The organism is Telluria sp. Soil_C_11 (assembly GCF_057657395.1).
The window spans coordinates 43,264-65,552 of the sequence record NZ_JBDGIN010000012.1 but is presented as its reverse complement, the minus strand read 5'-3'; the positions used below and the strand labels follow the sequence as shown (position 1 = coordinate 65,552).

Genomic DNA, 22,289 nt, shown 5'->3' with positions numbered 1-22,289 from the left:
AATTTTACGCATGGCAAAACTGTAAGGCTTCGATCGGCATGACCGGCATGTCTGCTATCTGCTGGAATATTTGCAGCCTTTTAAGATAATGCCGAAGGATGTGTCCGGTTAAGGAATCAAGAAACACCCATACCGTTCCAGGAATGCGTGGTGTTTTCGAGGTGCGCAAGGAATCGATGACTGGCGCAGGAGCCATGCCGTCAACTCGATGGAGGAGGGACCGGAGCGGCGTGGATGCACCGATTCGGGTTTTACTGGAAGCGGAAAAATCAGTTGAGGTCGGCTGAAAGGCGCTTGACGATGTTTGCCGCGGCATCTCCTGCACCATAAGGAGAAATCTCCGCTCCAATGCTGTTCAGACTCGCACGAAGAGACTGCAGTACGGCGCTCACATCGATGGGCGGCGCCAGGCGGTTCCATCCTGCCTTGACCAGTTCGACCCACTCCGTCTCGTCCCGCAAGGTGACGCAGGGGACCCGATGGAAGAAGGCTTCTTTCTGGACGCCGCCCGAGTCGGTGGCAATGACGGCGGCGTACTTTTCCAGCTGTACCATCGCCAGATAGCCCAATGGCTCGACCAGCACCACGGCCTTTTCCAGGGCATCGAGCCTGCCTTGCTGCGCCAGCATCGCGCGCGTGCGCGGGTGCAAGGGGAGCACCACCTGGATATCCCTCGAAAAGCGCGAAAGGGCATCGACGATCGTCGCCAGGCGGGCGGGATCGTCGGTGTTCTCCGCGCGGTGGATCGTGGCCAGGCAGTAGGCGCCGGGCTGGATGCCATGGCGTTCGCGCAGCATGCCCAGCACGCCGCCGCCGGGGCCGACCCGCTCGCCATGGCGCAGCGCCACATCGACCATGACGTCGCCCACCGGATGAATCCTGTCCGGCGCGGCCCCCTCGCGCAGGAGATGTGCGCCCGCTTCCTCGCTGGGAGTGAACAGCCAGCGCGATACACGGTCAGTCAACATGCGGTTGACTTCCTCCGGCGATTTCATATTGAAGGAGCGCAGACCCGCTTCGACGTGCGCGACCGGGATGTGCAACTTGATTGCCGCCAGGGAGCCGGCGAGCGTGGAGTTGGTATCGCCATAGACCATGACCGCATCCGGCTTTTCCGACAACAGGATCTTTTCGATCCCGATCAGCATCCGTCCCGTCATGTCGCCATGATTGCCGCCGTGGATGGCGCACTGGTAAGCAGGCGCCTGCAAGCCGAGTTCCGCAAAGAAGACGTCCGACATGTTCGCGTCGAAATGCTGGCCCGTATGCACCATGACCTCATGCAGCCCTTCGGATTCGGCAAGCAATGCCGATACCACGCTGGCTTTGATGAATTGCGGTCGAGCGCCGATTACCGTGACGATTTTTTTGGGATTCATGGACGGGTTCCTTGTTTTACCAGGTCACGGCTTCATAAAACCGGAAAAGATTGTCCTTCGTGTTTTCCTTCCAGTTCGTTTCGACCTGTCTCGGATGGGTTACCAGGCAAATCCGGTGGTGTATCCCGATCACGTTCAAGGGCGAAGTCGGCCAGTAGTATTGTGGGGGCGGTCGGTCGGCGATGTACATGTCGAAATGGTCGAGCAGGTCGCGGTCGTAGGCTTCGCATTCGATGCCGCAGTCCTCGCGCAACTGGCGGTCCGCGAGGATTTCGGTGTTGTTCAGTTTGAGCCGGCGGTTCGCGAAATCGCCATGGCCAGCCACGGTCCTGAACTTCGTGCCGAGCTGCTGCTCGAGCCAGTGGAAATTCTTGCGGAATGCCTCGCGGATCTCGGGGAGGCGATTTCGCACCAGGGCGGGATCTTTTATCTTGTTTCTCTTGGCAAAAGAGGCCAGTTCCTCATAGTGATAACTGGCTTCGCTGCCATAGGCTTCGATTTCACGCATGAGACCGAAGTCAAGCGTGGAGAGCCTGAAATAGTAGCTGGCCTTGATCCCATATTTCTTTTCGATCTCGAACAATTTTCTCGTCGTTCGCAGATCGGTGTCGATGTCATGCCTGTGCACGATGACCTTGGGATGCACAGCATGCCCATGACGCATGGAGTCGAAATACTCCCGGACCGAGGTCTGGGTGAAGCCAGCGTCCAGCGCAGCACGGATCAATTTCTCGTGCAGGCACAAGCGGGATGGCATCCCGTAGTCGCTGTAGAGTCGCCTGAGTAAGCCGATCATTGGAGTGAATATTTTGCGCGGTAGGGTTCAAAACCAAGCATCTTCTTGAATGCCTGCAGTCCAGGGCTGGCCCCGAAATAAGTGTCATACATGAGATAGGCGTACGCCCGGCTTTCGATCAACTGGCCGACGATTTCGGTGACCATCAGGTGCATCACACCGTCGTTGTTGCGCAGGCCCAGCAGGCGGTCGAAAGCGGCGAAATTGCCGTAAAAGCCCAGGTTGCTGTACGCCATCAGTTTTCCATCCGGATTCAACACGCCGTAATACTTGTAATTCCTTTCCGGGGAATAGTGGGTGACCTTTTCCCGGTATGCGGCGTCCATCGGCCTGCCCTGGCGCGCATCGAGCGAAATGTTGATCTCGTGGAGTTCGTCGACAAAATCGTTCCTGTCGATCTCGGCCACGACATAGCCGCGCGAGCGGGCTTTCCTGGCATGGTGTTCGCCCGAGTTGCGGCCTTTGATACTGTCCAGGTACTGGTCGCGGCTGCCGTAGCGCTTCAGGTCGACCAGTGCCGCGCCGAAGGATTTGTTCTGGACGATCTTGAGTTTGGGATGGCGCCTGGTGAAGTGGGCGTGCATGCGCCGAACCTCGTCGGGATTCAAGTCCAGGCGAAATTCGAGATGGGCGACCGGGAGCCTGCCGATATCGATGGCCAGATTAAGCAGTTGCGACAATTTGCTCGGCATGGGAAATCGCTCCGTAGAAATCGGTCAGCCTGCGTGCCTGCACGGTCCAGTTGTATTTCTCGAGCACGGCCCTGCGGCCGTTTTCACCCATGGCTTTCGCGGCGTCCGGATGGGTGACGAGGTAATCTATCGCAGCCGCGATCGCCCGGGAATCGAGCGGATCAACGCACAGGCCGCAGCGATTGCCTTCGATGATCTCGCGCCACAGTGGAAAATCCGAGGCAATCACCGGAATGCCGGACGACATGTACTCGAACATTTTCGTTGGAAGGGAATCCACATGGTTCGGCAGCGGATGGAAGGTCACGACGCCCGCCAGCGAACGTTTCAGCACCTCGCGCACGCCATCGCGGTCGAGGAAGCCGCAGGCGTTCACCCGGCGCCATCCGGGCCCTGCCTTCGCTTCCGCTTCGACTACGGGCTCCGAGAAGGTGCCGACCAGGTTCAGGCGCGCCGCCGACTGGAGGAATTCGCCCGCCTGGACCAGCTCGCGGATGCCGCGGATGCTGCCGATCCCGCCCACATAGCAGACTTCGGACAGTTTGTGTTCCCACGGCGCCGCGCTGTCGAGCTCACCGATCATCGGGAAATTGTTGACGTCGACGGTATGCGGATGGATCTTGAGGAAGTTATCCCGGATAAAAGGAGTCGCCGCGACGATGCCGTCGAAGCGCGCGCAGGCATACCGTTCGAACATCGAAAAAGTCCGCGACAGGATCCTGCGCGACACCGGACCGAGATAGGGTTTGCCCAGCAGCTGCCGCGGCACATCCTCGTGCGAATCGAAGATCACCTTCTTGCCGAGCCGCTTGAGCCTCAGGCCCGTGGGAATCAGCTCGGGATCATGCAGGTGATAGATATCGGCGTCCAGTGCCACCGCCTTGTCGGCGACGCGGCGCGTGGTCGTGAAGATGCGCTTGAACCGCCCGGGCAGGTGACCCACATCGGCGACCGCCACCCCGTCCCTGCAGTCGTCTCCCTTGCCGTCCGCCACGACCAGTATGACTTCATAGCCGTGCGCGGCCAGGGTCCGGCACTGCTTGATGAAAATGCGGGTATCGTTGCGGGGATGGGCCGAGGTGAGATGAGCAATTCTGGTCACAGCCATTACCCCAGTAGTTCCTCGGCCTGCGCGCGGCAGCTCCGTGTCGCGTCGACCGATTGCAGCAAGGTCGACGCGACCTGGTGCGCATCGGCGGCGGACAGGTAAGGACCCATTGGCAGGCTCAGCACCTTGCCGGCCATCTCGACGGCGACCGGGCAGGCATCCGGTGCGCCCAGCGAGGCATAGGCAGGCTGGCGGTGGATCGGCACCGGGTAATGGACCGCTGTCGGAATCCCGGCCGCGTGCAAGGCTGCGCGGATGCGCTCGCGTTCCTCGACCACGACCGTGTATTGCGCGTACACGCTGCTGTGCCCCGGCAGGAGGCCGACCAGGCCGACCCGGCCGGACAGCAGCGCGTTGTAGCGGGCCGCGGCTTCGGCGCGCAGCGCGACTTCCCGTTCGAACGTTTCGAGCTTGGCCAGCACGACCGCGCATTGCAGGGTGTCCATGCGGCCGCCGACGCCGATCCGGGTATGCACATAGCGCTGCGACTGGCCGTGCACGCGGATTTCGCGCGCCGCCGCCGCCAGCGCATCGTCGCTGGTGAACAGCGCCCCGCCATCGCCATAGCAGCCCAGCGGCTTGCTCGGGAAGAAGCTGGTGCAGCCGATGGTCGACAGGTTGCAGCTCTTCCTGCCATGGGCGGTGGCGCCGAAGCTCTGGGCCGCGTCTTCGATGACCGGCAGGGCGTGGCGCTGTGCGACCTGGTTGATGCGCTCCATGTCGGCCGGCTGGCCGTACAGCGAGACCGGCATGATCGCGCGGGTGCGGGGCGTGATGCGGGCCTCGATCAGCGCCGGGTCGATATTGCAGGTCACCGGATCGATGTCGACGAACACCGGCCTGGCGCCGGCCAGCACGATGGCCTCGGCCGTCGCGATGAAGGAGAAAGGCGTGGTGATGACTTCGTCGCCGGGGCCGATGCCGAGCGCCATCAGGGCGATCAGCAGCGCCTCGGTGCCGGACGACACCGTGACGCAATGGCGCGCACCGCTGGTCTCCGCGAGCCGCGCTTCGAGCTCCGCCACCTCCGGCCCCATGATGTACTGGCCGTGGTCGAGCACGGCCTGGATGCGCCCGTTGATCAGTTCACGGGATTGCTGGTATTGCGATTTGAGGTCGATGAATTCCATGTTCGCTTCACTCGGTCGGTTCGGAGAAAGTCCGGCGCGCCAGCAGGCACACGCCGTCCCGCAGTATGTAGATGTCGCCGGTGTGGGTGCAGCGCGCCTCGCCGTTGCCGCTCAGGGACAGCGGCAGGCGTTCGCCGAAACGGCTGATCCAGCCGATCTGGCGCGCCGGCACGCCGGCCACCAGCGCGAAGGCCGGCACGTCGCGCTTGACCACCGCGCCGGCGCCGACGAAGGCATGTTCGCCGACCGTCACCCCGCACACGATGGTGGCGTTGGCGCCAATGGTGGCGCCGCGCCGTACCAGCGTGCGCCGGTATTCGTGCTTGCGCGTCACCGCGGAACGCGGGTTGTAGACGTTGGTGAACACCATGCTCGGGCCGCAGAACACGTCGTCCTCCAGCGTCACGGCGTCGTAGACCGACACGTTGTTCTGGATCTTGACGTTATTCCCGATGACGACGTCGTCGCCGACGAACACGTTCTGGCCCAGGGAGCAGCCGGCGCCGATGCGCGCCCCGGCGCAGACGTGGGTGAAGTGCCAGACACGAGTGCCGTCGCCGAGCACGGCGCCGTCATCGACGATCGCGCTGGAATGGATGGTGGCGCCCATGTCAGTATTCCAGCGGCAGGGCGACGCGCTGGCCGTCGCGCGCGGACTTGTAGGCGGCGATCAGGACTTCCAGCGATTTCAGCCCCTCGCGTCCGTCGGTTTCCGGCTCGGCCTCGCCGCGCAGGACCTTGATCACGTTGTCGTAGTACAGCGGATGGCCGAAGCCGTAGACCGAGGTCGTCTCGTAGCTGGCGTCGCGCACCTTGTCGTCGTCCGGGTCGGGCGTGGCGAATTCCCATTGCTGGATCTCGTTCACCGCCACGCCGCCGATGCGCACCGTGCCGTGTTCGCCCAGCACCGTGATCGAGCCTTCCATGTTGCGCGGATAGGTGAGCATGGTGACGTTCATCGAGCCCAGCGCGCCGTTGCGCCAGCGCAGGCTGAGCACGCCGGTGTCCTCGACCTCGATGTCGCGCGCCAGGGTGGCGGTATAGGCCTGCAGGCTTTCGACCGGGCCGACGATCCAGTCGATCAGGTCGACGTAGTGGCTGGCCTGGTTCATGAAGGCGCCGCCGTCGAATTCCCAGGTGCCGCGCCATCTGGCGCTGTTGTAGTACTCGGGCGGCCGGGTCCAGAACACGTTCAGGTTGACCATGTAGATGCGGCCGAAGCGCTTCTTGTCGACGGCGCGCTTGAGCAGCTGCAGGGTGGCGTTGCGGCGGTTCTGCTTGACCACGAACAGGCGCACCCCGGCGGCATCGGCCGCGGCCACCATGCGCTTGCCGTCCTCCCAGCGCGTGGCCATCGGCTTTTCCGTCATCACGTGGCGGCCGCTTCGCGCGATCTGGATGGATTGCTCGGGATGCAGGCCGGACGGCGTGGTGACCACGACGATGTCGGCGTCGGCGCGGCCCAGCATCTCGTCCAGGCTGGCATAGCCCTCGGCCCCGGTCAGCCCGACCGCGCGGTCGAGGGCGCGCGGGTCGACGTCGCAGACGCCGACGAGCTGGGCACGCTCCTGGTGCTGGCGAAGGGCGTCGAAGTGGTTGTTGGCGATGCGGCCGCAGCCGACCAGCGCGAAGCGGATCTTGCGGTCCTGGATGGGGGCGGGATAGTGGCGCATGATGGCGGTCCTCAGGCTTTCACGACGTTCGGCAGCGGGTTGAGATAGACGCCGCGGGTGTCGACCACCAGGGCGGCGTACTGGCGGATCAGCTCATAGTCGAAGGCGCTGTGGGCGGTGGCCAGCAGCACCACGTCGTAGGAGGCGATGGTCTGCGGGTTCAGTTCCACGCTGCGCAGGTCGAAATAGTGCTCGCGCATGCGCGGGAAGACCGGCACGTGCGGATCCGAGTAGTCGACCATGGCGCCCTTGTGGCGCAGGATCTCCATCAGCTCGACCGAGGGCGACTCGCGCATGTCCTCGACGTCCTTCTTGTAGGCGATGCCCAGCACCAGCACGCGGCTGCCCATCACCGACTTGCCGCGCAGGTTCAGGGCGTCGGTCACCTTGCCGACCACCCAGTGCGGCATGTCGCTGTTGATTTCGCCGGCCAGTTCGATGAAGCGGGTGTGCAGGCCGTACTCGCGCGCCTTCCAGGTCAGGTAGAAGGGGTCGATCGGGATGCAGTGCCCGCCGAGGCCGGGACCCGGGTAGTAGGGCGTGAACCCGAAGGGCTTGGTGGCGGCCGCCCGGATCACCTCGTGGATGTCGATGTCCATGCGGTCGGCGATGATCTTCATCTCGTTGACCAGGCCGATGTTGACGGCGCGGTGGATGTTCTCCAGTAGCTTGGTCAGCTCGGCGGCACGGGTCGAGCTGACCGCCACCACCTTGTCGATCGCCGGGCCGTAGAGGGCGAGGCCAGCTTCCAGACAGGCCGGGGTGACGCCGCCGCAGACCTTCGGAATGGTGCGGGTATGGAAGTCGGGATTGCCCGGGTCTTCGCGCTCCGGGGAGAACACGAGGAAGGCGTCTTCCCCGACCACGAAGCCGCGCGACTCCAGGCGCGGCTTGAGTTCCTCGTCGGTGGTGCCGGGGTAGGTGGTGCTTTCCAGCGACAGCACCTGGCCGGGGCGCATGAAGGGAAGCAGGGCGTCGGCGGTGTCGAGCACGAAGGACAGGTCCGGCTCGCGGTAGGCGTTCAGCGGGGTCGGCACGCAGATGATGAGGGCATCCGGCTCGCCGGCGCGGGTGAAATCGCTGGTGGCTTCGAAACCGCGTTCGCGGGCTCGTGCGATGTCGGCAGACTTGATATGGTTGATGTAGCTTTCCCCGCGGTTCAGGCGTTCGATCTTGGCGCCGTCGATGTCGATGCCAAGGACGCGGAAGCCGGCCTCGGAATAACGCAGTGTCAGCGGCAGGCCAACGTAGCCGAGGCCGATGATGCCGATCACGGCCGTGCGCTTGTTCAAGCGTTCGGTCAGCTGTTCGAGATATGCCGGTTTGCTTTCATCACGCATGAGTGTCCTCGCCAAACGGGGTTGAAGTTAAATACGGAACGGCACGAATTTCCTGATCAGGCCCAGCCGCGGCGCTTCCGGCACCGGGGTGGGCACCGGTGCGGCCGGCGCCAGTTGCGGGGTGTATTCGGTGACGATGGCCTTGACCATCGACTCGATCATGGCGCGCTCGTGGGTCTCGCAGGCCATCATCAGGCAGGTGATGAAGGTCTCGAGCACGCTGGGGTGCAAGGCGTTTTCCTTCATGCGCATGATGCGCGGGTGGTCGCTGGGGAAGACGACGCCGTCGGTCAGCAGTTCCTCGTGCAGCTTCTCGCCAGGGAACAGGCCGACATAGCGGACCTCGATGTCGCCGCCCGGGTTCTGGGCGCTCTTCTCGGTCAGGCCGTGCAGGGCGATCATGGTGCGCGCCAGGTCGACGATGCGCACCGGTTCGCCCATGTCGAGCACGAACACGTCGCCGCCCTTGGCCATGGCGCCGGCCTGGATCACCAGCTGCGCGGCCTCGGGAATCAGCATGAAGTAGCGCGATACCTCGGGATGGGTGATGGTCAGCGGGCCGCCGCGCGCGATCTGGCGCTGGAACAGGGGGATCACCGAGCCGGATGAGCCCAGCACGTTGCCGAAGCGGACCATGCAGAAGGTCGTGTGCGCGCCATGCCGGACCGCCGCGGCCTGGAAGATCAGCTCGGCGATGCGCTTGCTGGCGCCCATGATGTTGGTCGGGCGCACCGCCTTGTCGCTGGAGATCAGGACGCAGGTCGCGACCCGGTGCTTGGCGGCCTGGGACGCGATCACCTGGGCGCCGACCACGTTGTTGCGCAGGCCTTCGACGATGTTGGTTTCGACCAGCGGCACGTGCTTGTAGGCGGCGGCGTGGTAGATCGTGTCGACCTGGCCGTCGCGCAGGATGCGCTCGACCAGGTCGGCGTTGCATACCGAGCCAAGGTGAGCCTCGATGGGGATGTCGGGGAAGCGCGTGCCCAGTTCCTGGCGAATCGTGTACAGGGCGAACTCGGAGTGGTCGAGCAGGTGCAGCCGGCTCGGCGCCACGGTGACGATCTGGCGGCACAGCTCGCTGCCGATGGAGCCGCCGGCGCCCGTGACGAGCACGGTCTTGCCGCGCACGCAGCGGGCGAACAGGTCGACGCGCGGCGGCACCGGCGGCCGGCCGAGCAGGTCTTCGAACTTCAGTTCGCGGATGGTTTCGCGCGGCGTCGCCTTGTCGTCGGCGAGATCGACCAGCCGGCTCAGGATCTTGGTGCTGACGCCGGCCTGGGCCAGGCGCTGCATGATGTCGCGCAGGCGCTCCGGGGACACGGACGGCAGGGCCAGCACGATCGAGCGGATCGACATCGCCTCCACGATCTCGGCCAGGCGGTCGGTATGGAAGACCCGCAGGCCGGCGACATTGCGTTCGCTGAGGACGTGCTTGTCGTCGAAGAAGCAGACCGGGCGGTATTCTTCGCCGTTGCGCATGGCCTGGGCCAGGCGGGCCCCGGCTTCGCCGGCGCCGTAGATGGCGACCACTTCGGCGGCGCAGCGCTGCCTGGCATTCTGGTTGCGCAGGAAATTGCGCATGCCTACACGGGAAGCGACGACATAAGAAAAGACGATAAACCAGTAAATCGCCAATGCGCTGCGCGGGAAACGTTCCTCGTTAATCGCGAACATCACGACATAGGCGCATAAAATGGCGACCGCCAGCGCCAGTCCGGTGACGCTCAATAGACGCTGATCAATAAACCGGATCACCGCGCGATAAAGATCGGAGACGGAAAATGCGGCAATCGTCACCACCGCGACCAATACATAGGAAGCGGGGCCGAAATGGGAAGCCAGTTTCAGGTCGCCGCCACGCAGCAGCATTGCGACAAGAAAGCAGAATGGCAGCGCGACCAGGTCAGCCACGATCATCAGGGCGATCTTGGTCCTGCGGTGCAGGGATACCAACCTGGAGCAAAACTGGCTGACAAAGCCTGGATTTAGCTTGGGCATAATCTCGAAAAGGCTGCGTGATTGCGGGTTGTCTTTTTCTCGGGGATATCGCCAGGGTGCGCGGTGTTTTATTTTTTTGTTGGCGGAAATATTTTGGATGGAAATAAAATACGTCGCTGTTTAGATTGCTTATTGCTGAGTAAGTTTATTATCTGATTCGCTAAGATTGATGGGCTTGACCATGCTCAACCGCGATAAGGGAATTAAATCTTTCCCCGTTTATTTGGAAATGGGAAATTAATTTCCTGAATTAATTTAATTCTTGTTTGCACAAAAAAATAAATGCGTGCGCGGCCGTCGTAAATCGCGTCGGCAACCGGAAAAGCGGGAATCGAAATGACGGCGGGCCGCATCGAGCGGCCCGCGGAGGGAGGGGAAGGGATCAGGCGCCGGCGCCGGGGCGCGGCTGCGGCGCCATCGGCGGCACCACGATGTTGTCGTTCAGGCGCAGGAACTTGAAGCCGGCCAGCTTCTGGCCGTTCTTGCCGGCCTGGCGGTTGCGTTCCTCGCGCGCGGCCGCCCGCGCAATGAAGGACTCGAAGGTCTCTTCGCGCACCTGCGGCTCGGACGAATGCAGGAAATGGCGCTCGCCGTCCGGGCCGAGCACCACCAGGCCGACGTGCGAGGCCCAGTACTCGCCGTCGCGGGTCGAGATCACGTTCACGAAATCGCCTTCGCGCAGCTGGCCGGCGATGGCCGCCACCTGGTCCTTGCTCACGTAAGCCTGGCGGCTGCTCTCGACCGGGATGGCGCGCTCGGTGTGATGGCGGGTCTTCAGGAAGCGTGCGCGGTCGACCGTCATCCGATACGACGGCCCCGCCGGCCCGGCCAGTTCGGCGCTGATGTCGGTGACCAGCCAGCGGTTGGCCACGTTCCAGTCCATCTCGGTGTAGTGGTTGCGCGTGGCGACCCCGATCACGCCGTCGCGGTAGCGGATCCGCTGCAGCATCCAGAAGAATTCTTCCCACGACTGCGACAGCGCCATTGCATAGGTGTGTTCCGCGAACACGACGCAGTCGCTGTGATCGAGACTGAACATCGGCAGGTCGTCGTGTACTTCAAACGGAAATTCGCCGAGCAGGTTCAGGCGGTAGGGCTGGCCGATGTTCTTGCGGCCGATCGCCGCGATGCGCTTGCGCAGGTCCGGTTCGGCCTGGTGCACCCAGGCCACATAGCGTCCCGCCTCGACCGGGCTCATCTGGTAGATCTGCTTCTGCAGGATGGTCTCGAGCGGCGCCGCGGCCTGGGGCCCGGCGGGCGGCGGCGAAGCGGGCGGGGCGGCGCAGCCGGCGAGGGCGGCGGCAAGCAGAAGGCAGGCGTAACGCATGGGGTCTCCGGGGCGGATGCAAAGCTTCACGCTACCTTGGCGGCGACGTGTTTGCAAAATGAAAATTGTATGGATGAGTATAACCGGCGGTGTTCGACAGCGACTGAACATTCCTTGAGGTTATGGTTTCTGTAACAGTAATCATTATCCAAAAGTTTCTCCGTGAACAATACTGCTCGCTCGGCAGGGAGACACCTGTCCTCGGATAACCAATCAGGAGAGTGAGAATGTTGAAACAGAAGCCGCTCGCGACCGCCGTATCGATGGCTGTGCTGGGCCTGGCAGCGATGCCCGCGCTGGCCCAGGATGCCGCCGGCGCCGCGACCATGCAGACGGTCGAGGTGACCGGTATCCGCGCCTCGATGGCAAAGTCGCTGGCCGTCAAGCGGGACTCCGCCGCCAACGTCGAGGTGATCACCGCCGAAGACGTCGGCAAGATGCCGGACAAGAACCTGGCGGATTCGCTGCAGCGCCTGCCCGGCGTGGCGGTGCGTACCGACTACGACGAGGCGGAAAAGGTGTCGATGCGCGGCACCAACCCCGACATGTCGCTCATCATTTTCAATGGCCATACCGTGTCCGGGGGCGACTGGTACGTTGCCGACCAGGCCTCGAGCAGCCGGTCGACCAGCCTCTCGCTGATGCCGTCCTCGGTGCTGAACCAGGCGGTGGTGTACAAGACCTCGCAGGCGAATATCGCCGACGGCGGCCTGGCCGGCACCATCAACGTCACCACCCGCAAGCCGCTGGCGCAGAAAGAGCGCTTCGGCGGCGTGATCAGCGGCGGCATGAGCTACGCCGACCTGCCGGGCAAGAGCGCGCCGGACCTGAACGCGATGTTCAACTGGAAGAACGAGGCCGGCACGATCGGCCTGATCGTCCAGGGCTTCGCCGAAAAGCGCTACGTGCGCCGCGATTCGGTCTCGCGCTTCGCCTACAGCGGCGGCAGCGGCTGGGATGTGATCAACACCGCGACCATGAAGGGCATTACCGACGAGTCGCTGGCCGGCACCGGCTACAAGGCGGCCGACCTGAACGGCGTCCGCATCCCGGGCTCGATGAGCATGGAGTTCGTCGAAGGCGTGCGCGACCGCAAGGGCGGCATGTTCTCGCTCGAGTTCAAGCCGAACCAGGACCTGGACGTGACCATGACCGGCTTCCACTCCGGCATGAATGCGAACAACTACGGCCGCCTGAACGCGGGCGCCATGTTCAGCATGCTGCTGGGCCGCGGCGGCCTGCAGGGCGGCGCCGCGCCGACCAGTTCGAACGGCCAGCGCGTCTACGCGATGATCAAGAACCCGGTGATCGTCAACGAGACCACGATGTACGGCGACCAGCTGAAAGTGCTGAAGGCGGCCGACATCGTGTATGCGCCCGGCACCACGCCGCAGTACATCGGCGAGACCGAGGGCGCCTACCGCGACGGCGCACGCGCCACCTCCTCCTTCCTCGACCTGGACGCCAAGTACCGCGTCAGCCAGGACCTGACCGTCAAGACCCTGCTGTCGACCACCAAGGGCGTCGGCAAGACCGGCCTCGACCAGGGCCTGACCTATTCGCGCTACGGCACCGGCGTGTCCTACCGCCTGGGCGCCGTCGACGAGGCGCCGTACGTGCAGTGGCTGGGCACCGGCCCCAACGTGCCGGGCCGGAACGCCGACGGCAGCGGCTTCGTGCTGAGCGGCCGCGCGGCCTCCGGCATCGTCACCAACGACAAGGAGCACAGCGGCCAGATCGACGCCGAGTACCGCGTGGAGAAGGGCTGGGTGCAGTCGCTCGAAGCCGGCGCCCGCTACTCGGACCACCACCGCGACAGCGCGCGCCGCTACCCGGCCTTCCGTACCCCGCTCGACACCAGCACGATGGGCGTGACTTCGTTCATCCCGTATCCGTCCGACTTCGGCAGCGGCCTCGGCGGCCCGGCCGGCTGGGACAACACCAGCTGGACCATGAGCCCGGAGACCATGAAGGCCTACTTCGAGGCCAACACCAAGGAGACCACGCCGCAGTGGGAGCGCCGCATCTCTTCGGAACTCGACATGCGCGAGCGCCAGACCGCGGCCTACCTGATGGCCAACCTGGAAGGCGAGCGCTGGTCGGGCAACGTCGGCCTGCGCTATGTCCGCACCCGCGTCAACGCCAACATCCCGATGCCGATCGGCGTCGGCATCTGCCAGCGTTCCGCGCCGGGCCAGCCGCCGATCCCGTGCCCGGGCTTCCCGGACGCGATCACGGACGTCGGCGAGGCCGTGTCCTACTTCGACGACCAGACCAATCCGGCGACCAAGTTCAACCCGCTGGCGGGCATCATCTACTACAAGCTGAAGTCGGACCGCACCTTCAACAACGTGCTGCCGAGCCTGAACCTGCGCTACGAGCTGAACAAGGACATGCTGGCCCGCTTCGGCGCCAGCAAGACCATCGGCCGCCAGAACTACAACCTGTACGGCGCCGGCTACGGTTCGCCCACCTGCAGCGACAACGGCTGCACGGTCACCGGCCCGAACCCGAACCTGAAGCCGATGACGGCAAAGAACCTGGATGCCTCGTGGTCGTGGTTCTTCGCCAAGCGTTCGCTGGTGGCGGTCGACGTGTTCTACTCGAAGATCGACGGCTATGCGAAGACCGGCGTCGGCACCGACAGCATCCAGCTGGTCGACCCGAAGGATTCGCAGGTCAAGACCTTCCAGGTGCAGACCTCGTCGCAGCAGGGCGCACGCATCGCCGGCCTCGAAATCTCGTATGAGCAACCGTTCGGCAATACCGGCTTCGGCTTCACCTCCAATGTGAGCCGCGCCAAGACCAAGGTCGACGACGGCCGTCCGATGGTCGGCGCTTCCGAGTGGGCCGGCAACCTGGGCGGCTATTTCGAGAACGACCGCCTGTCGGCGCGCCTGGTGGCGAACTACCGCAGCGAGTACGTCAACACCAGCACCGCGCCGGCCGCGAACGCCAACAGCCAGGGCCTGTCGAACATCAACGGCATCCTGATGCCGTCGGCCCCGACCATGGCGGCGCCGGTGACCACGCTGGCCTTCAACGCCAGCTACAACCTGACGCCGAACCTGGTCCTGACCTTCGATGCGACCAACCTGACCAACGTCCGCCGCGCGCAGTACCGTTACAGCGAGGAAGAACAGCAGAAGCTGGACGTCAGCGGCCGCCAGTACTACCTGAACCTGAAGTACAAGTTCTGAGGTTCCGGCCCGATGCCGCTGGCATGAAGAAGGGGAGCTGCGGCTCCCCTTTTTTTCGTGCAGGAGCAGGCTTCATGCGCAGTGTGCGTCACCTAACGGTGCGCGCCCGGAGCCTTCGATAAGATGGGGGCGTTGAGTGAGTACGCCAGCGATCAAGCGCAGGCCTCCAACCATCTCGACAGGTCAGCCGGTCGCCTCGAGGATCGGCACCAGATTCCACGCCCATTGGGAAGCGGAGGTTGCCCATGTCAACGCCAACGACGAGCCATCCACCAAAGCACCTCGTGCGCGAGTACCTCGAGCGCCGCACGAAGGAAAGCGCACCGCCGCCGACACCGGAGGAAATCCGGCGCCAGCTTGGTTGGGGCATGCTGATGCACTCGCCGGACGACGACAGGATGGGCGGTTCCCGCTCATGACGTCCGCTCCTGATTCCGGCATCAACCAACGTCACAGGAGAACGCCATGACCGCAAAAATCGGCAGCAAACACATCGCACAGCATCGCGGCAAGAAGGAACGCGCGGAAATCCGCAAGACCAACATCGCCCGCGAAGCGGTCAAGCAGGCCATTGCCAAAGCCAAGTACCGCAACCAGCAGAAGGGCCAGCCGACCATGGTCATGGCATCGCCGGCGCCCTGAGCCTGGCCTGAGCAGCACCTGCAAGCCCGCCCCGGCAACGCGGCGGGCTTTTTCACGTCCACGGTTCCCCGCAGTTCGCCGACCGCGGCGCCATTCACCGGCCAATCGCCGCCATTCGCCGAAAAGCGCTTCCGCCCTGCGCGCCTCCTCGTATATCTTGTCGTCATTCCAACAAGGAGGATTTATGAACAGCGAAGCATCCTATCACCTGCGGCGCCAGGTCTTGTGGGGCCTGCTGCTGGTCGGGCTCGGCGTGGCCTTCCTGCTCGACCAGCTCGATATCTACGAGGTCGACCGCCTGTGGCACTATGCGCCGCTGCTGCTGGTCGTGGCCGGCATCAACCAGACCATCGGCTATCCGAGCGCACGCGAGTTCATCAACGGCCTGTGGACCGTCTTCATCGGCCTGTGGCTGTTCGCCCTGTTCGAAGGCCTGTTCGGCCTGACCTGGTTCAACAGCTGGCCGCTGTTCATCATCGTCGGCGGCATCGGCATGGCGCTGCGCCCGATCGCCGAACGCCGCTTCAACCACAAAGGGGACCACCATGGACAATGAAAACACCCGTGCACGGACCAACGCCAGCAGCCAGGTCGTGATCGGCCTGCTGGTGGTGGCCTTCGGCGTGCTGTTCCTGCTCGATAACCTGAACATCATCTACCTGCGCCACGTGATCTTCTTCTGGCCGCTGGCCTTCGTCATCTCGGGCCTGGTGGCCCTGTGCAGCGACGGACCGCGCAGCGGGCGCATCACCGGCATCGTCCTGATCGCGATCGGCGTGGCGATGACCCTGAACCGCCTCGGCTACGTGTTCATCGGCTGGCGCACCTTCTGGCCGCTGGTGATGATCGGCCTGGGCGGATTGATCCTGTACCGCACGCTCGGCGGCGGCCGCGGCCGCAGCGCCGGTCCGTCGCTGGTCAAGGATGGGGTGAGCGCCGAGAACCTGGTCGACATTACCGCCATCCTCGGCGGCTTCGAGCGCCGCATCAGCGCGCCCGATTTCCGCGGCGGCGAGATTACCGCGATCATGGGCGGCTGTGCGCTCGACCTGCGCGACGCGGCCCTCACGAGCGAGGCCGTGATCAATGTCTTCGCGATCTGGGGCGGGATCACGATCAAGGTCCCGCCGGACTGGACCGTGATCCTGAACGGCACGCCGGTGATGGGCGGCTTCACCGAAAAGACGGCGCGCCCGCCCGACAACCGCAAGCGCCTGGTGGTCACCGGCTACGCCATCATGGGCGGAGTCGAGGTCCGCAACTGAGGGCGCGCAGCGAATGCAAGGGGTCTCGAGGTGGTACGCGGCGCTGCTCTACCTGCTCGCCTGGCTGATGCTGGGCCTGGCGACCGCCGCGCTGCTGGCGGCCGGCGGGGCGGGGTGGGGCGCCAGCCTGCTGTTCGCGGTGCCGCTGGCAATCGTGTACGCGAACGCGACGGCGTTCTCGGCCTATTACGTGTGCCGGGCCTATCCGATCGGCCAGAAGCATCCGGCCGCGATCGTCGGCGGGGTCGGCATCACGGCGGCCTGTGCGGCGGCGCTGTGGTGCGCGATCGGCTCGGCCTGGGCCAGCCTGCTGCGCGCGCTGGCGCCGGAAGGCGCGGCCTTCGAACTGGATGCGGCGCGGCTGGCGACCCTGTTCGCGCTGGGCGTGATCCTGTACGGCCTGGCGGCCGCGGTCAACTACCTGCTGATCGAAGCCGAGCGCGTGCGCCAGCTCGAGACCCGCGAACTCGAGACCCGGCTGATGGCCCAGGACGCGGAATTGCGCATGCTGCGCACCCAGGTCGATCCGCACTTCCTGTTCAACAGCCTGAACTCGATCAGCGCGCTGACCTCGATCGACCCCGGCGCGGCGCGTGCGATGACCCTGCGCCTGGCCGGCTTCTTCCGCCAGAGCCTGGCCCTGCATGCCGAGCGCAAGGTCACCCTCGGCAGGGAGCTGGACCTGGTGCGCGAGTTCCTCGCGATCGAGCAGGTGCGCTTCGGCGAGCGCCTGCGCTTCGAGGCCGAGGTGCCGCCTGACGCCGGCGCCTGCCTGGTGCCGCCGATGCTGCTGCAGCCGCTGGTCGAGAACGCCGTCAAGCACGGCATCGGCCAGATGATCGAGCCGGGCCGGATTTCCATCCATGCGGCGCGCGCCGGCTCGCTGCTGCGCATCGGCGTCGAGAACGACGTCGACCCGGACACGCCCTGTGTCAAAGGCACTGGCGTGGGCCTGGAAAATGTACGCCGGCGGCTGGCGGCGGCCTACGGGATCGAGGCCAGCACCCACTGGAGCCGGGATGGCGCGCGGTTCCGTGTCGAGCTGTCGCTGCCGGCAATGACCGAACAGGAGGAATGACAGCATGCGTGTGATCATCGTGGATGACGAACTGCTGGCGCGGGCGGTGCTGCGCGAGCACCTGGCGGCGTATGCGGACGTCGAGATCGTCGGCGAGTGCGCGAACGGCTTCGAGGCGGTGAAGGCGATCGCCGAGCTGGCGCCGGACCTGGTCTTCCTCGACATCCAGATGCCCAAGCTGGACGGGTTCGAAGTCGTCGAGCTGGCCGGCGCCGGCACGCAATACGTGTTCGTCACCGCCTACGACCAGTTCGCGCTGCGCGCCTTCGAGGTGCATGCGCTCGACTACCTGCTCAAGCCATTTTCTTCCGAGCGGCTCGGGCAGGCGCTGGCGCACGCGCGCAAGCGGCTCGGCAGCCCCGCCATGACGGCCGCCGGCTCGCAGGCGGTGGCGGCGGCGCTGGAAGCCGCGCAGCGCCGCACGCCGCTGAGCCGTATCCTGATCCGCGACGGCGCGCGCGTGCAGGTGATCCCGGCCGACAGCATCGACTACATCGAGGCCCAGGACGATTACGTGCAGGTGGTGGCCGCCGGCAAGGCCTGGCTGAAGAGCCAGCGCCTGTCGGAACTCGAGGAGCAGCTCGACCCCGGCGCCTTCCTGCGCGTGCACCGTTCCTATATCGTCAGCCTGGCCGCGATCGAACGCATCGACGCGGTCGGCAAGGACAGCCATTGCGCGGTGCTGCGCGGCGGCGCGCGGATTCCCGTCAGCCGCAGCGGCTACCAGAAGCTCAAGGAGCTGATGCGCTAGCGCGATCGCGCGCTTCGACATGCCACCAGCGCGGCAGCAGCTCCAGCACGTCGGGCCGTGCGAAGCGGTCGTCGATCAGCCACACCGTGCCGCGGTCCTGCTCGGTGCGGATCACGCGTCCGGCCGCCTGCACCACCTTTTGCAGGCCCGGATATAAATAGGCATAGTCGTAGCCGGCGCCGAACATCGCCTGCAGGCGTTCGCGCAACTGCTCGTTGACCGGGTTCACCTGCGGCAGGCCGAGGGTGGCGACGAAGGCGCCGATCAGGCGCGCACCCGGCAGGTCGATCCCTTCGCCGAAGGCCCCGCCCAGCACCGCGAAGCCGATGCCTCTACTTTCGGAGGTGAAACGGTCCAGAAACGCAGTACGTTCCCCTTCGCTCATGCGGCGCGCCTGGTGCCAGGCCGGGATCTCCGGATGGCGCCGGGCGATGGTGTCGGCTACCTTTTCCAGATAGTCGAAACTGCTGAAGAAGGCCAGGTAATTGCCGGGCATGCGCGCGTACTGCCCGGCCATCAGGTCGGCGATCGGCGCCAGCGATGCCTGGCGGTGCTGGTAGCGGGTCGAGATTCCGCGCGCCACCCGTACGTCCAACTGGCTGGCGACGAAGGGCGAATCGACGTCGATCCAGGCGGTGTCCTCGGGCATGCCGAGCAGGTCGGCGAAATAATGCCAGGGGCTGAGGGTGGCCGAGAACAGCGTGGTCGAACGCGCGAACTCGAAGCGCGGTTTCAGGAAGGGCGCCGGCACGACATTGCGGATCGCGAGGACGGTATCGCGTTCGTTGTCGCGCGTGAGGTCGAACAGCGAGTGGTCGCCGAAACTCTCGGCCAGGCGCAGGAAGTGCAGGGCGTCGAAATAGAACTCCTGCAGGGCCGGATCGAGCGCGCCTCCCGATTGTTCGGCAAGGTGCTCCGTAATCGCGCTGGTGGCATTCTGCAGGCTGTCCAGCAGCTTTTGCGGCAGAGTCTCCAATAACTGGTACGGCAGCGGCGCGGCTTTGCCTGCATCGGTCCAGGCGCGCCCGACCTTCTCCAGCGGCTTCTGCACGCCCGGGGGCGCCGCCGCGCGGGCCGCGCGCAGGCCGGCCCTGGCCAGGCTCGCGCTGTACATGCCGCGCGCGCGCGACACCAGGTTGTGGGCTTCGTCGGCCAGCACGCTGACTCTCCAGCCGCGATCCAGCGCCAGTGCGTACAGCATGGCGCCGCCATCGAACCAGTAGTTGTAGTCGCCCACCACCATGTCGCTCCAGCGCGCCATTTCGCTGCCCAGGTAGTAGGGGCAGACATCGTGGGCCAGCCCGATCGTGCGCAGGGTGTCGCGGTCCAGCCGCGGCGCGTCGAGGCTTGCCGCGCGCGCGGCCGGCAGGCGGTCGTAGAAGCCGCGCGCCAGCGGGCAGGCGTCGCCATGGCAGGCCTTGTCGGGATGCTCGCAGGCCTTGTCGCGCGCAGTCAGCTCCAGTACCCGCAAGGGAATCGTGCCGCCCGCCTTCAAGGTGGCGGCGGCGTCCAGCGCCAGTTGGCGGCCCGGGGTCTTGGCGGCCAGGAACAACAGCTTGTCGATGTTCTCTTTCGGCGCGGCCTTCAGCGCCGGGAACAGGGTGCCGAGGGTCTTGCCGATGCCGGTCGGGGCCTGGGCCAGCAGGCAGCGCTTGCCGGCGTTCGCGCGGAACACGGCTTCGGCGAGCTGGCGCTGGCCCGGGCGGAAATCCGCGTGCGGGAAGCGCATCCCGCCCAGCGCGGCGTTGCGCTGCTCGCGGTGGCGCATCTCCTGTTCGGCCCAGGCGATGAAGCGTCCGCAGTGGTCCTCGAAGATGGCCTTCAGTTCCGCGCGCGAACGGGTCTCGCGCAGCACCGTTTCCTGCTGGGTGCCGATGTCGAAGTAGACCAGGGCCAGGTTGACCTGTTCCATGCCGAGCTGTTCGCACATCAGGTGGCCGTAGATGCGCAGCTGGGCCCAGTGCAGGTGGCGGTGGTTGTCGGGGATGCTGGCGAACTGGCCGCGGAAGGTCTTCACTTCCTCGATCAGGTTCTGGTCCGGATCGTAGCCGTCGGCGCGCCCGCGCACGTGCAGCAGGCCGTAATCGCCTTCGAGCGTGACTTCGGCGCGGTAGTTGTCGCCGCGCCGCGACGCCACCACGGCATGGCCCGCGATGCCTTCGAGGGCCGTGGGCGAGGGCGTGAAGCGCAGGTCGAGGTCGCCCTGCTTGGCGGTAAACTCGCACAGGGCCCTCACGGCGACTGTGTAGCTCAAGCCGCCTCCTGCCACTGCAGGTAGCACACCGTGACCGGCATGCCGTGCTCGTTGCAGTAGTCGATCCAGCGCAGCTGGTTGTCCTGCAGGCGGTCCCCCGGGCCCTTCACTTCGATCATGTCGTAGCGCCGCTCGGCCGGGAAGAACTGGATCAGGTCGGGGAAGCCGGTGCGGTTGTCCTTCACGTCCTGCAGGATGCGCCGGCACCACAGCTTCAGGTGGGCGGCCGGGATGCAGTCCAGGGCCAGTTCGATGATGCCGCGGTCCAGCCAGTCCCAGGCCACGAAGGGCGACTGGATCCCGGCCTTTTCTTCCCAGGTGGCGAGGATGGCGCCGACATGGCTGCCATCGTCCAGGCGCGCCAGGCAGGCTTCGAACTCGCGCGCGCGGCGCTGGTGGAAGTCGGGGCTGTACAGGTCCGCCGGTCCGCGATGGAAGGGGTGGAAGAAGGCGCCGGGGATCGCGGCGAACACGGCCGGCCAGCACAGCAGGCCGAACAGGGTGTTGGCCAGCGTGTTTTCGACGTAGTAGACGGGGGCCTCGTCGCGGTGCAGGTGGTCCAGCACCACGCCTTCGACGCGCCATTCGCCGCCGGGGACCGGCAGGTTCAGGTCGAGCCGTGCGGCGGGGGTGATGCGCCGCGCCTTTGTCTTGCCGTGGCCGAGCTTCCGCGCCAGGCGCGGGCCGATGCGCAGCAGGTGCTGGCGCTCGGCTTCGCTTTCCGGCGCCTGTTCGGCGACGCAGAACAGGGCATAGGCCTGGTCGAATTTTTCGTCCTTTTCGAGCACGCGCATCGCGCGCGAGCGGGCGCCCGGGAAGCGGCATTCGGCGTAAACGGCATGCGCGGCTTCCCAGTCCTTGTCCTTCTCGAGCTGCTGGCCGATGCGGAAAAGGAGCTTTTCGCGGCGGCTGTCCAGCCAGTCGTTGCCGAAGCTGTGGCGCGGCACCTCACGCAGGATCTCGCGCAGCTCCGCGGACCCCGGCTCCAGCGCATCGAAGCGCTCGCGGCAGGCGTGCAGCTGCAGGTAGTGCTCGATGTCCTGGCGCGAGCGGAAGCCGCGCGAGGCGTCCGAAAATTCGACCTGCTCGTAGCGGAACAGGCCCAGGTCGGACAGCACGAATTCGGTCCAGTCCTGGTGCAGGTTGCCGAAGAAGAGCAGGCGCAGGCGGTCGCACAGCGGCTTCACGCCAATCGCGAACACCGTGTCGGGGCAGCCGGGATACCACTGCGAGAAGGGGCGCGGTTCGCCGTGCTGCTCGCGCAGCGCTTCCAGCTGCTCGGGCTTGCGCGCGGATTTCAGGGGCGCGGTCAGTGCAAAGGCGTCGAGGATCTCGGGCTTGACCAGCAAATCGAACAGCTCGTCGATATGCAATGTCGGGTCGAGCGCGATCCAGCCGGTCGGCAGCAGGTCTTGCGCGGCGGCGACCGGGCAGCCGATTTCCGGATAATGCATCTTGCTGGCGCGGAACAGGCTGCCCTTGCGCATCACCATGCGCACGAACAGGGCTTGCGAGGGGCGCGGCAGGCCGGCGAAGGCTGCGATGAAGGCCTGCTCCTCGTCGTCGAGGAGGTCGGCGTAGCGCTGGGCGATCCAGTCCAGGACGCGCTGGAAGTTGTCCAGATAATAAAACTCGTTTTCCAACACCCTCATCATG

The 22,289-nt window shown here is 65.3% G+C and carries 18 protein-coding genes; 6 read left to right on the top strand and 12 right to left on the bottom strand.

The genetic code is table 11. From position 1 onward, the window contains the following. Positions 1–269 precede the first annotated feature (269 nt). The 10 genes from wecB to AC3A6M_RS18405 all read right to left on the bottom strand — a co-directional run bounded on the left by wecB (position 270) and on the right by AC3A6M_RS18405 (position 11,443). On the bottom strand, positions 270–1,379 hold the full coding sequence (wecB, locus tag AC3A6M_RS18450; RefSeq protein ID WP_487854179.1) for a non-hydrolyzing UDP-N-acetylglucosamine 2-epimerase: 1,110 nt from the start codon (positions 1,377–1,379) through the stop codon (positions 270–272). A gap of 16 nt (positions 1,380–1,395) precedes the next feature. Beyond that, entirely contained in the window at positions 1,396–2,175 is a 780-nt protein-coding gene (locus tag AC3A6M_RS18445; RefSeq protein ID WP_487854178.1) for a hypothetical protein, read from the bottom strand. Further along, positions 2,172–2,867, bottom strand: a complete 696-nt coding sequence (locus AC3A6M_RS18440) for a hypothetical protein (RefSeq protein ID WP_487854177.1) — start codon at positions 2,865–2,867, stop codon at positions 2,172–2,174. Before AC3A6M_RS18440 ends, AC3A6M_RS18445 begins: the two co-directional genes overlap by 4 nt. After that, entirely contained in the window at positions 2,839–3,975 is a 1,137-nt protein-coding gene (locus tag AC3A6M_RS18435) for a glycosyltransferase family 4 protein (RefSeq protein ID WP_487854176.1), read from the bottom strand. Before AC3A6M_RS18435 ends, AC3A6M_RS18440 begins: the two co-directional genes overlap by 29 nt. Continuing rightward, the gene (locus AC3A6M_RS18430) at positions 3,975–5,105 is read right to left on the bottom strand and encodes a DegT/DnrJ/EryC1/StrS family aminotransferase (RefSeq protein WP_487854175.1); all 1,131 of its coding nucleotides are present in this window, start codon (positions 5,103–5,105) and stop codon (positions 3,975–3,977) included. The genes AC3A6M_RS18435 and AC3A6M_RS18430 overlap by 1 nt, the downstream gene beginning before the upstream one ends. A 7-nt stretch (positions 5,106–5,112) precedes the next feature. Then, positions 5,113–5,715, bottom strand: a complete 603-nt coding sequence (locus AC3A6M_RS18425) for an acyltransferase (RefSeq protein WP_487854174.1) — start codon at positions 5,713–5,715, stop codon at positions 5,113–5,115. Between the two features lies 1 nt (position 5,716). Further along, a complete protein-coding gene (locus tag AC3A6M_RS18420) occupies positions 5,717–6,778 on the bottom strand; it encodes a Gfo/Idh/MocA family protein (protein ID WP_487854173.1) in 1,062 nt (353 codons plus the stop codon). 11 nt (positions 6,779–6,789) lie between these two features. Then, positions 6,790–8,118, bottom strand: coding sequence for a nucleotide sugar dehydrogenase (locus tag AC3A6M_RS18415; RefSeq protein ID WP_487854172.1), 1,329 nt, complete (start codon positions 8,116–8,118; stop codon positions 6,790–6,792). A 27-nt stretch (positions 8,119–8,145) separates the two neighbouring features. Beyond that, positions 8,146–10,035 carry a polysaccharide biosynthesis protein gene (locus AC3A6M_RS18410; RefSeq protein ID WP_487854171.1) on the bottom strand — a complete coding sequence of 630 codons (1,890 nt, stop codon included), beginning with the start codon at positions 10,033–10,035 and terminating at the stop codon, positions 8,146–8,148. 463 nt (positions 10,036–10,498) lie between these two features. Continuing rightward, a complete protein-coding gene (locus AC3A6M_RS18405) occupies positions 10,499–11,443 on the bottom strand; it encodes an N-acetylmuramoyl-L-alanine amidase-like domain-containing protein (protein WP_487854170.1) in 945 nt (314 codons plus the stop codon). A gap of 227 nt (positions 11,444–11,670) precedes the next feature. Here AC3A6M_RS18405 and AC3A6M_RS18400 point away from each other — a divergent pair, with 227 nt between their 5' ends. The 6 genes from AC3A6M_RS18400 (at position 11,671) to AC3A6M_RS18375 (ending at position 18,379) form a co-directional block, all read left to right on the top strand. After that, positions 11,671–14,643: a TonB-dependent receptor gene (locus AC3A6M_RS18400; RefSeq protein ID WP_487854169.1), complete on the top strand. Its 2,973-nt coding sequence runs from the start codon at positions 11,671–11,673 to the stop codon at positions 14,641–14,643. 465 nt (positions 14,644–15,108) lie between these two features. Further along, a complete protein-coding gene (locus AC3A6M_RS18395; protein WP_487854168.1) occupies positions 15,109–15,285 on the top strand; it encodes a hypothetical protein in 177 nt (58 codons plus the stop codon). A 184-nt stretch (positions 15,286–15,469) separates the two neighbouring features. Then, positions 15,470–15,841 (top strand): LiaF transmembrane domain-containing protein, encoded by a 372-nt coding sequence (locus AC3A6M_RS18390; RefSeq protein ID WP_487854167.1) that lies wholly within the window; start codon positions 15,470–15,472, stop codon positions 15,839–15,841. Then, entirely contained in the window at positions 15,831–16,550 is a 720-nt protein-coding gene (locus tag AC3A6M_RS18385) for a LiaI-LiaF-like domain-containing protein (RefSeq protein WP_487854166.1), read from the top strand. The genes AC3A6M_RS18390 and AC3A6M_RS18385 overlap by 11 nt, the downstream gene beginning before the upstream one ends. 13 nt (positions 16,551–16,563) lie before the next feature. Next, positions 16,564–17,628 (top strand): sensor histidine kinase, encoded by a 1,065-nt coding sequence (locus AC3A6M_RS18380; RefSeq protein ID WP_487854165.1) that lies wholly within the window; start codon positions 16,564–16,566, stop codon positions 17,626–17,628. Between the two features lie 4 nt (positions 17,629–17,632). After that, a complete protein-coding gene (locus AC3A6M_RS18375; RefSeq protein WP_487854164.1) occupies positions 17,633–18,379 on the top strand; it encodes a LytR/AlgR family response regulator transcription factor in 747 nt (248 codons plus the stop codon). On the opposite strand, the gene AC3A6M_RS18370 is transcribed toward AC3A6M_RS18375, so the two are convergent. Beyond that, complete coding sequence (locus tag AC3A6M_RS18370; RefSeq protein WP_487854163.1) at positions 18,360–20,633, bottom strand: ATP-dependent DNA helicase; 2,274 nt, start codon at positions 20,631–20,633, stop codon at positions 18,360–18,362. The two genes, AC3A6M_RS18375 and AC3A6M_RS18370, sit on opposite strands and share 20 nt — an antisense overlap. Further along, entirely contained in the window at positions 20,630–22,288 is a 1,659-nt protein-coding gene (locus AC3A6M_RS18365; protein ID WP_487854162.1) for a VRR-NUC domain-containing protein, read from the bottom strand. Before AC3A6M_RS18365 ends, AC3A6M_RS18370 begins: the two co-directional genes overlap by 4 nt. Position 22,289 lies beyond the last annotated feature (1 nt).

Excerpts from the sequence above, each read along its gene's own strand:
- AC3A6M_RS18410 (WP_487854171.1), bottom strand. The coding sequence starts at position 10,035 with ATGATCGTGGCTGACCTGGTCGCGCTGCCATTCTGCTTTCTTGTCGCA.
- wecB (WP_487854179.1), bottom strand. The coding sequence starts at position 1,379 with ATGAATCCCAAAAAAATCGTCACGGTAATCGGCGCTCGACCGCAATTC.
- AC3A6M_RS18430 (WP_487854175.1), bottom strand. The coding sequence starts at position 5,105 with ATGGAATTCATCGACCTCAAATCGCAATACCAGCAATCCCGTGAACTG.
- AC3A6M_RS18385 (WP_487854166.1), top strand. The coding sequence starts at position 15,831 with ATGGACAATGAAAACACCCGTGCACGGACCAACGCCAGCAGCCAGGTC.
- AC3A6M_RS18415 (WP_487854172.1), bottom strand. The coding sequence starts at position 8,118 with ATGCGTGATGAAAGCAAACCGGCATATCTCGAACAGCTGACCGAACGC.
- AC3A6M_RS18420 (WP_487854173.1), bottom strand. The coding sequence starts at position 6,778 with ATGCGCCACTATCCCGCCCCCATCCAGGACCGCAAGATCCGCTTCGCG.
- AC3A6M_RS18390 (WP_487854167.1), top strand. The coding sequence starts at position 15,470 with ATGAACAGCGAAGCATCCTATCACCTGCGGCGCCAGGTCTTGTGGGGC.
- AC3A6M_RS18380 (WP_487854165.1), top strand. The coding sequence starts at position 16,564 with ATGCAAGGGGTCTCGAGGTGGTACGCGGCGCTGCTCTACCTGCTCGCC.
- AC3A6M_RS18425 (WP_487854174.1), bottom strand. The coding sequence starts at position 5,715 with ATGGGCGCCACCATCCATTCCAGCGCGATCGTCGATGACGGCGCCGTG.
- AC3A6M_RS18445 (WP_487854178.1), bottom strand. The coding sequence starts at position 2,175 with ATGATCGGCTTACTCAGGCGACTCTACAGCGACTACGGGATGCCATCC.
- AC3A6M_RS18440 (WP_487854177.1), bottom strand. The coding sequence starts at position 2,867 with ATGCCGAGCAAATTGTCGCAACTGCTTAATCTGGCCATCGATATCGGC.
- AC3A6M_RS18375 (WP_487854164.1), top strand. The coding sequence starts at position 17,633 with ATGCGTGTGATCATCGTGGATGACGAACTGCTGGCGCGGGCGGTGCTG.
- AC3A6M_RS18435 (WP_487854176.1), bottom strand. The coding sequence starts at position 3,975 with ATGGCTGTGACCAGAATTGCTCATCTCACCTCGGCCCATCCCCGCAAC.
- AC3A6M_RS18400 (WP_487854169.1), top strand. The coding sequence starts at position 11,671 with ATGTTGAAACAGAAGCCGCTCGCGACCGCCGTATCGATGGCTGTGCTG.
- AC3A6M_RS18365 (WP_487854162.1), bottom strand. The coding sequence starts at position 22,288 with ATGATGAGGGTGTTGGAAAACGAGTTTTATTATCTGGACAACTTCCAG.
- AC3A6M_RS18395 (WP_487854168.1), top strand. The coding sequence starts at position 15,109 with ATGACCGCAAAAATCGGCAGCAAACACATCGCACAGCATCGCGGCAAG.
- AC3A6M_RS18405 (WP_487854170.1), bottom strand. The coding sequence starts at position 11,443 with ATGCGTTACGCCTGCCTTCTGCTTGCCGCCGCCCTCGCCGGCTGCGCC.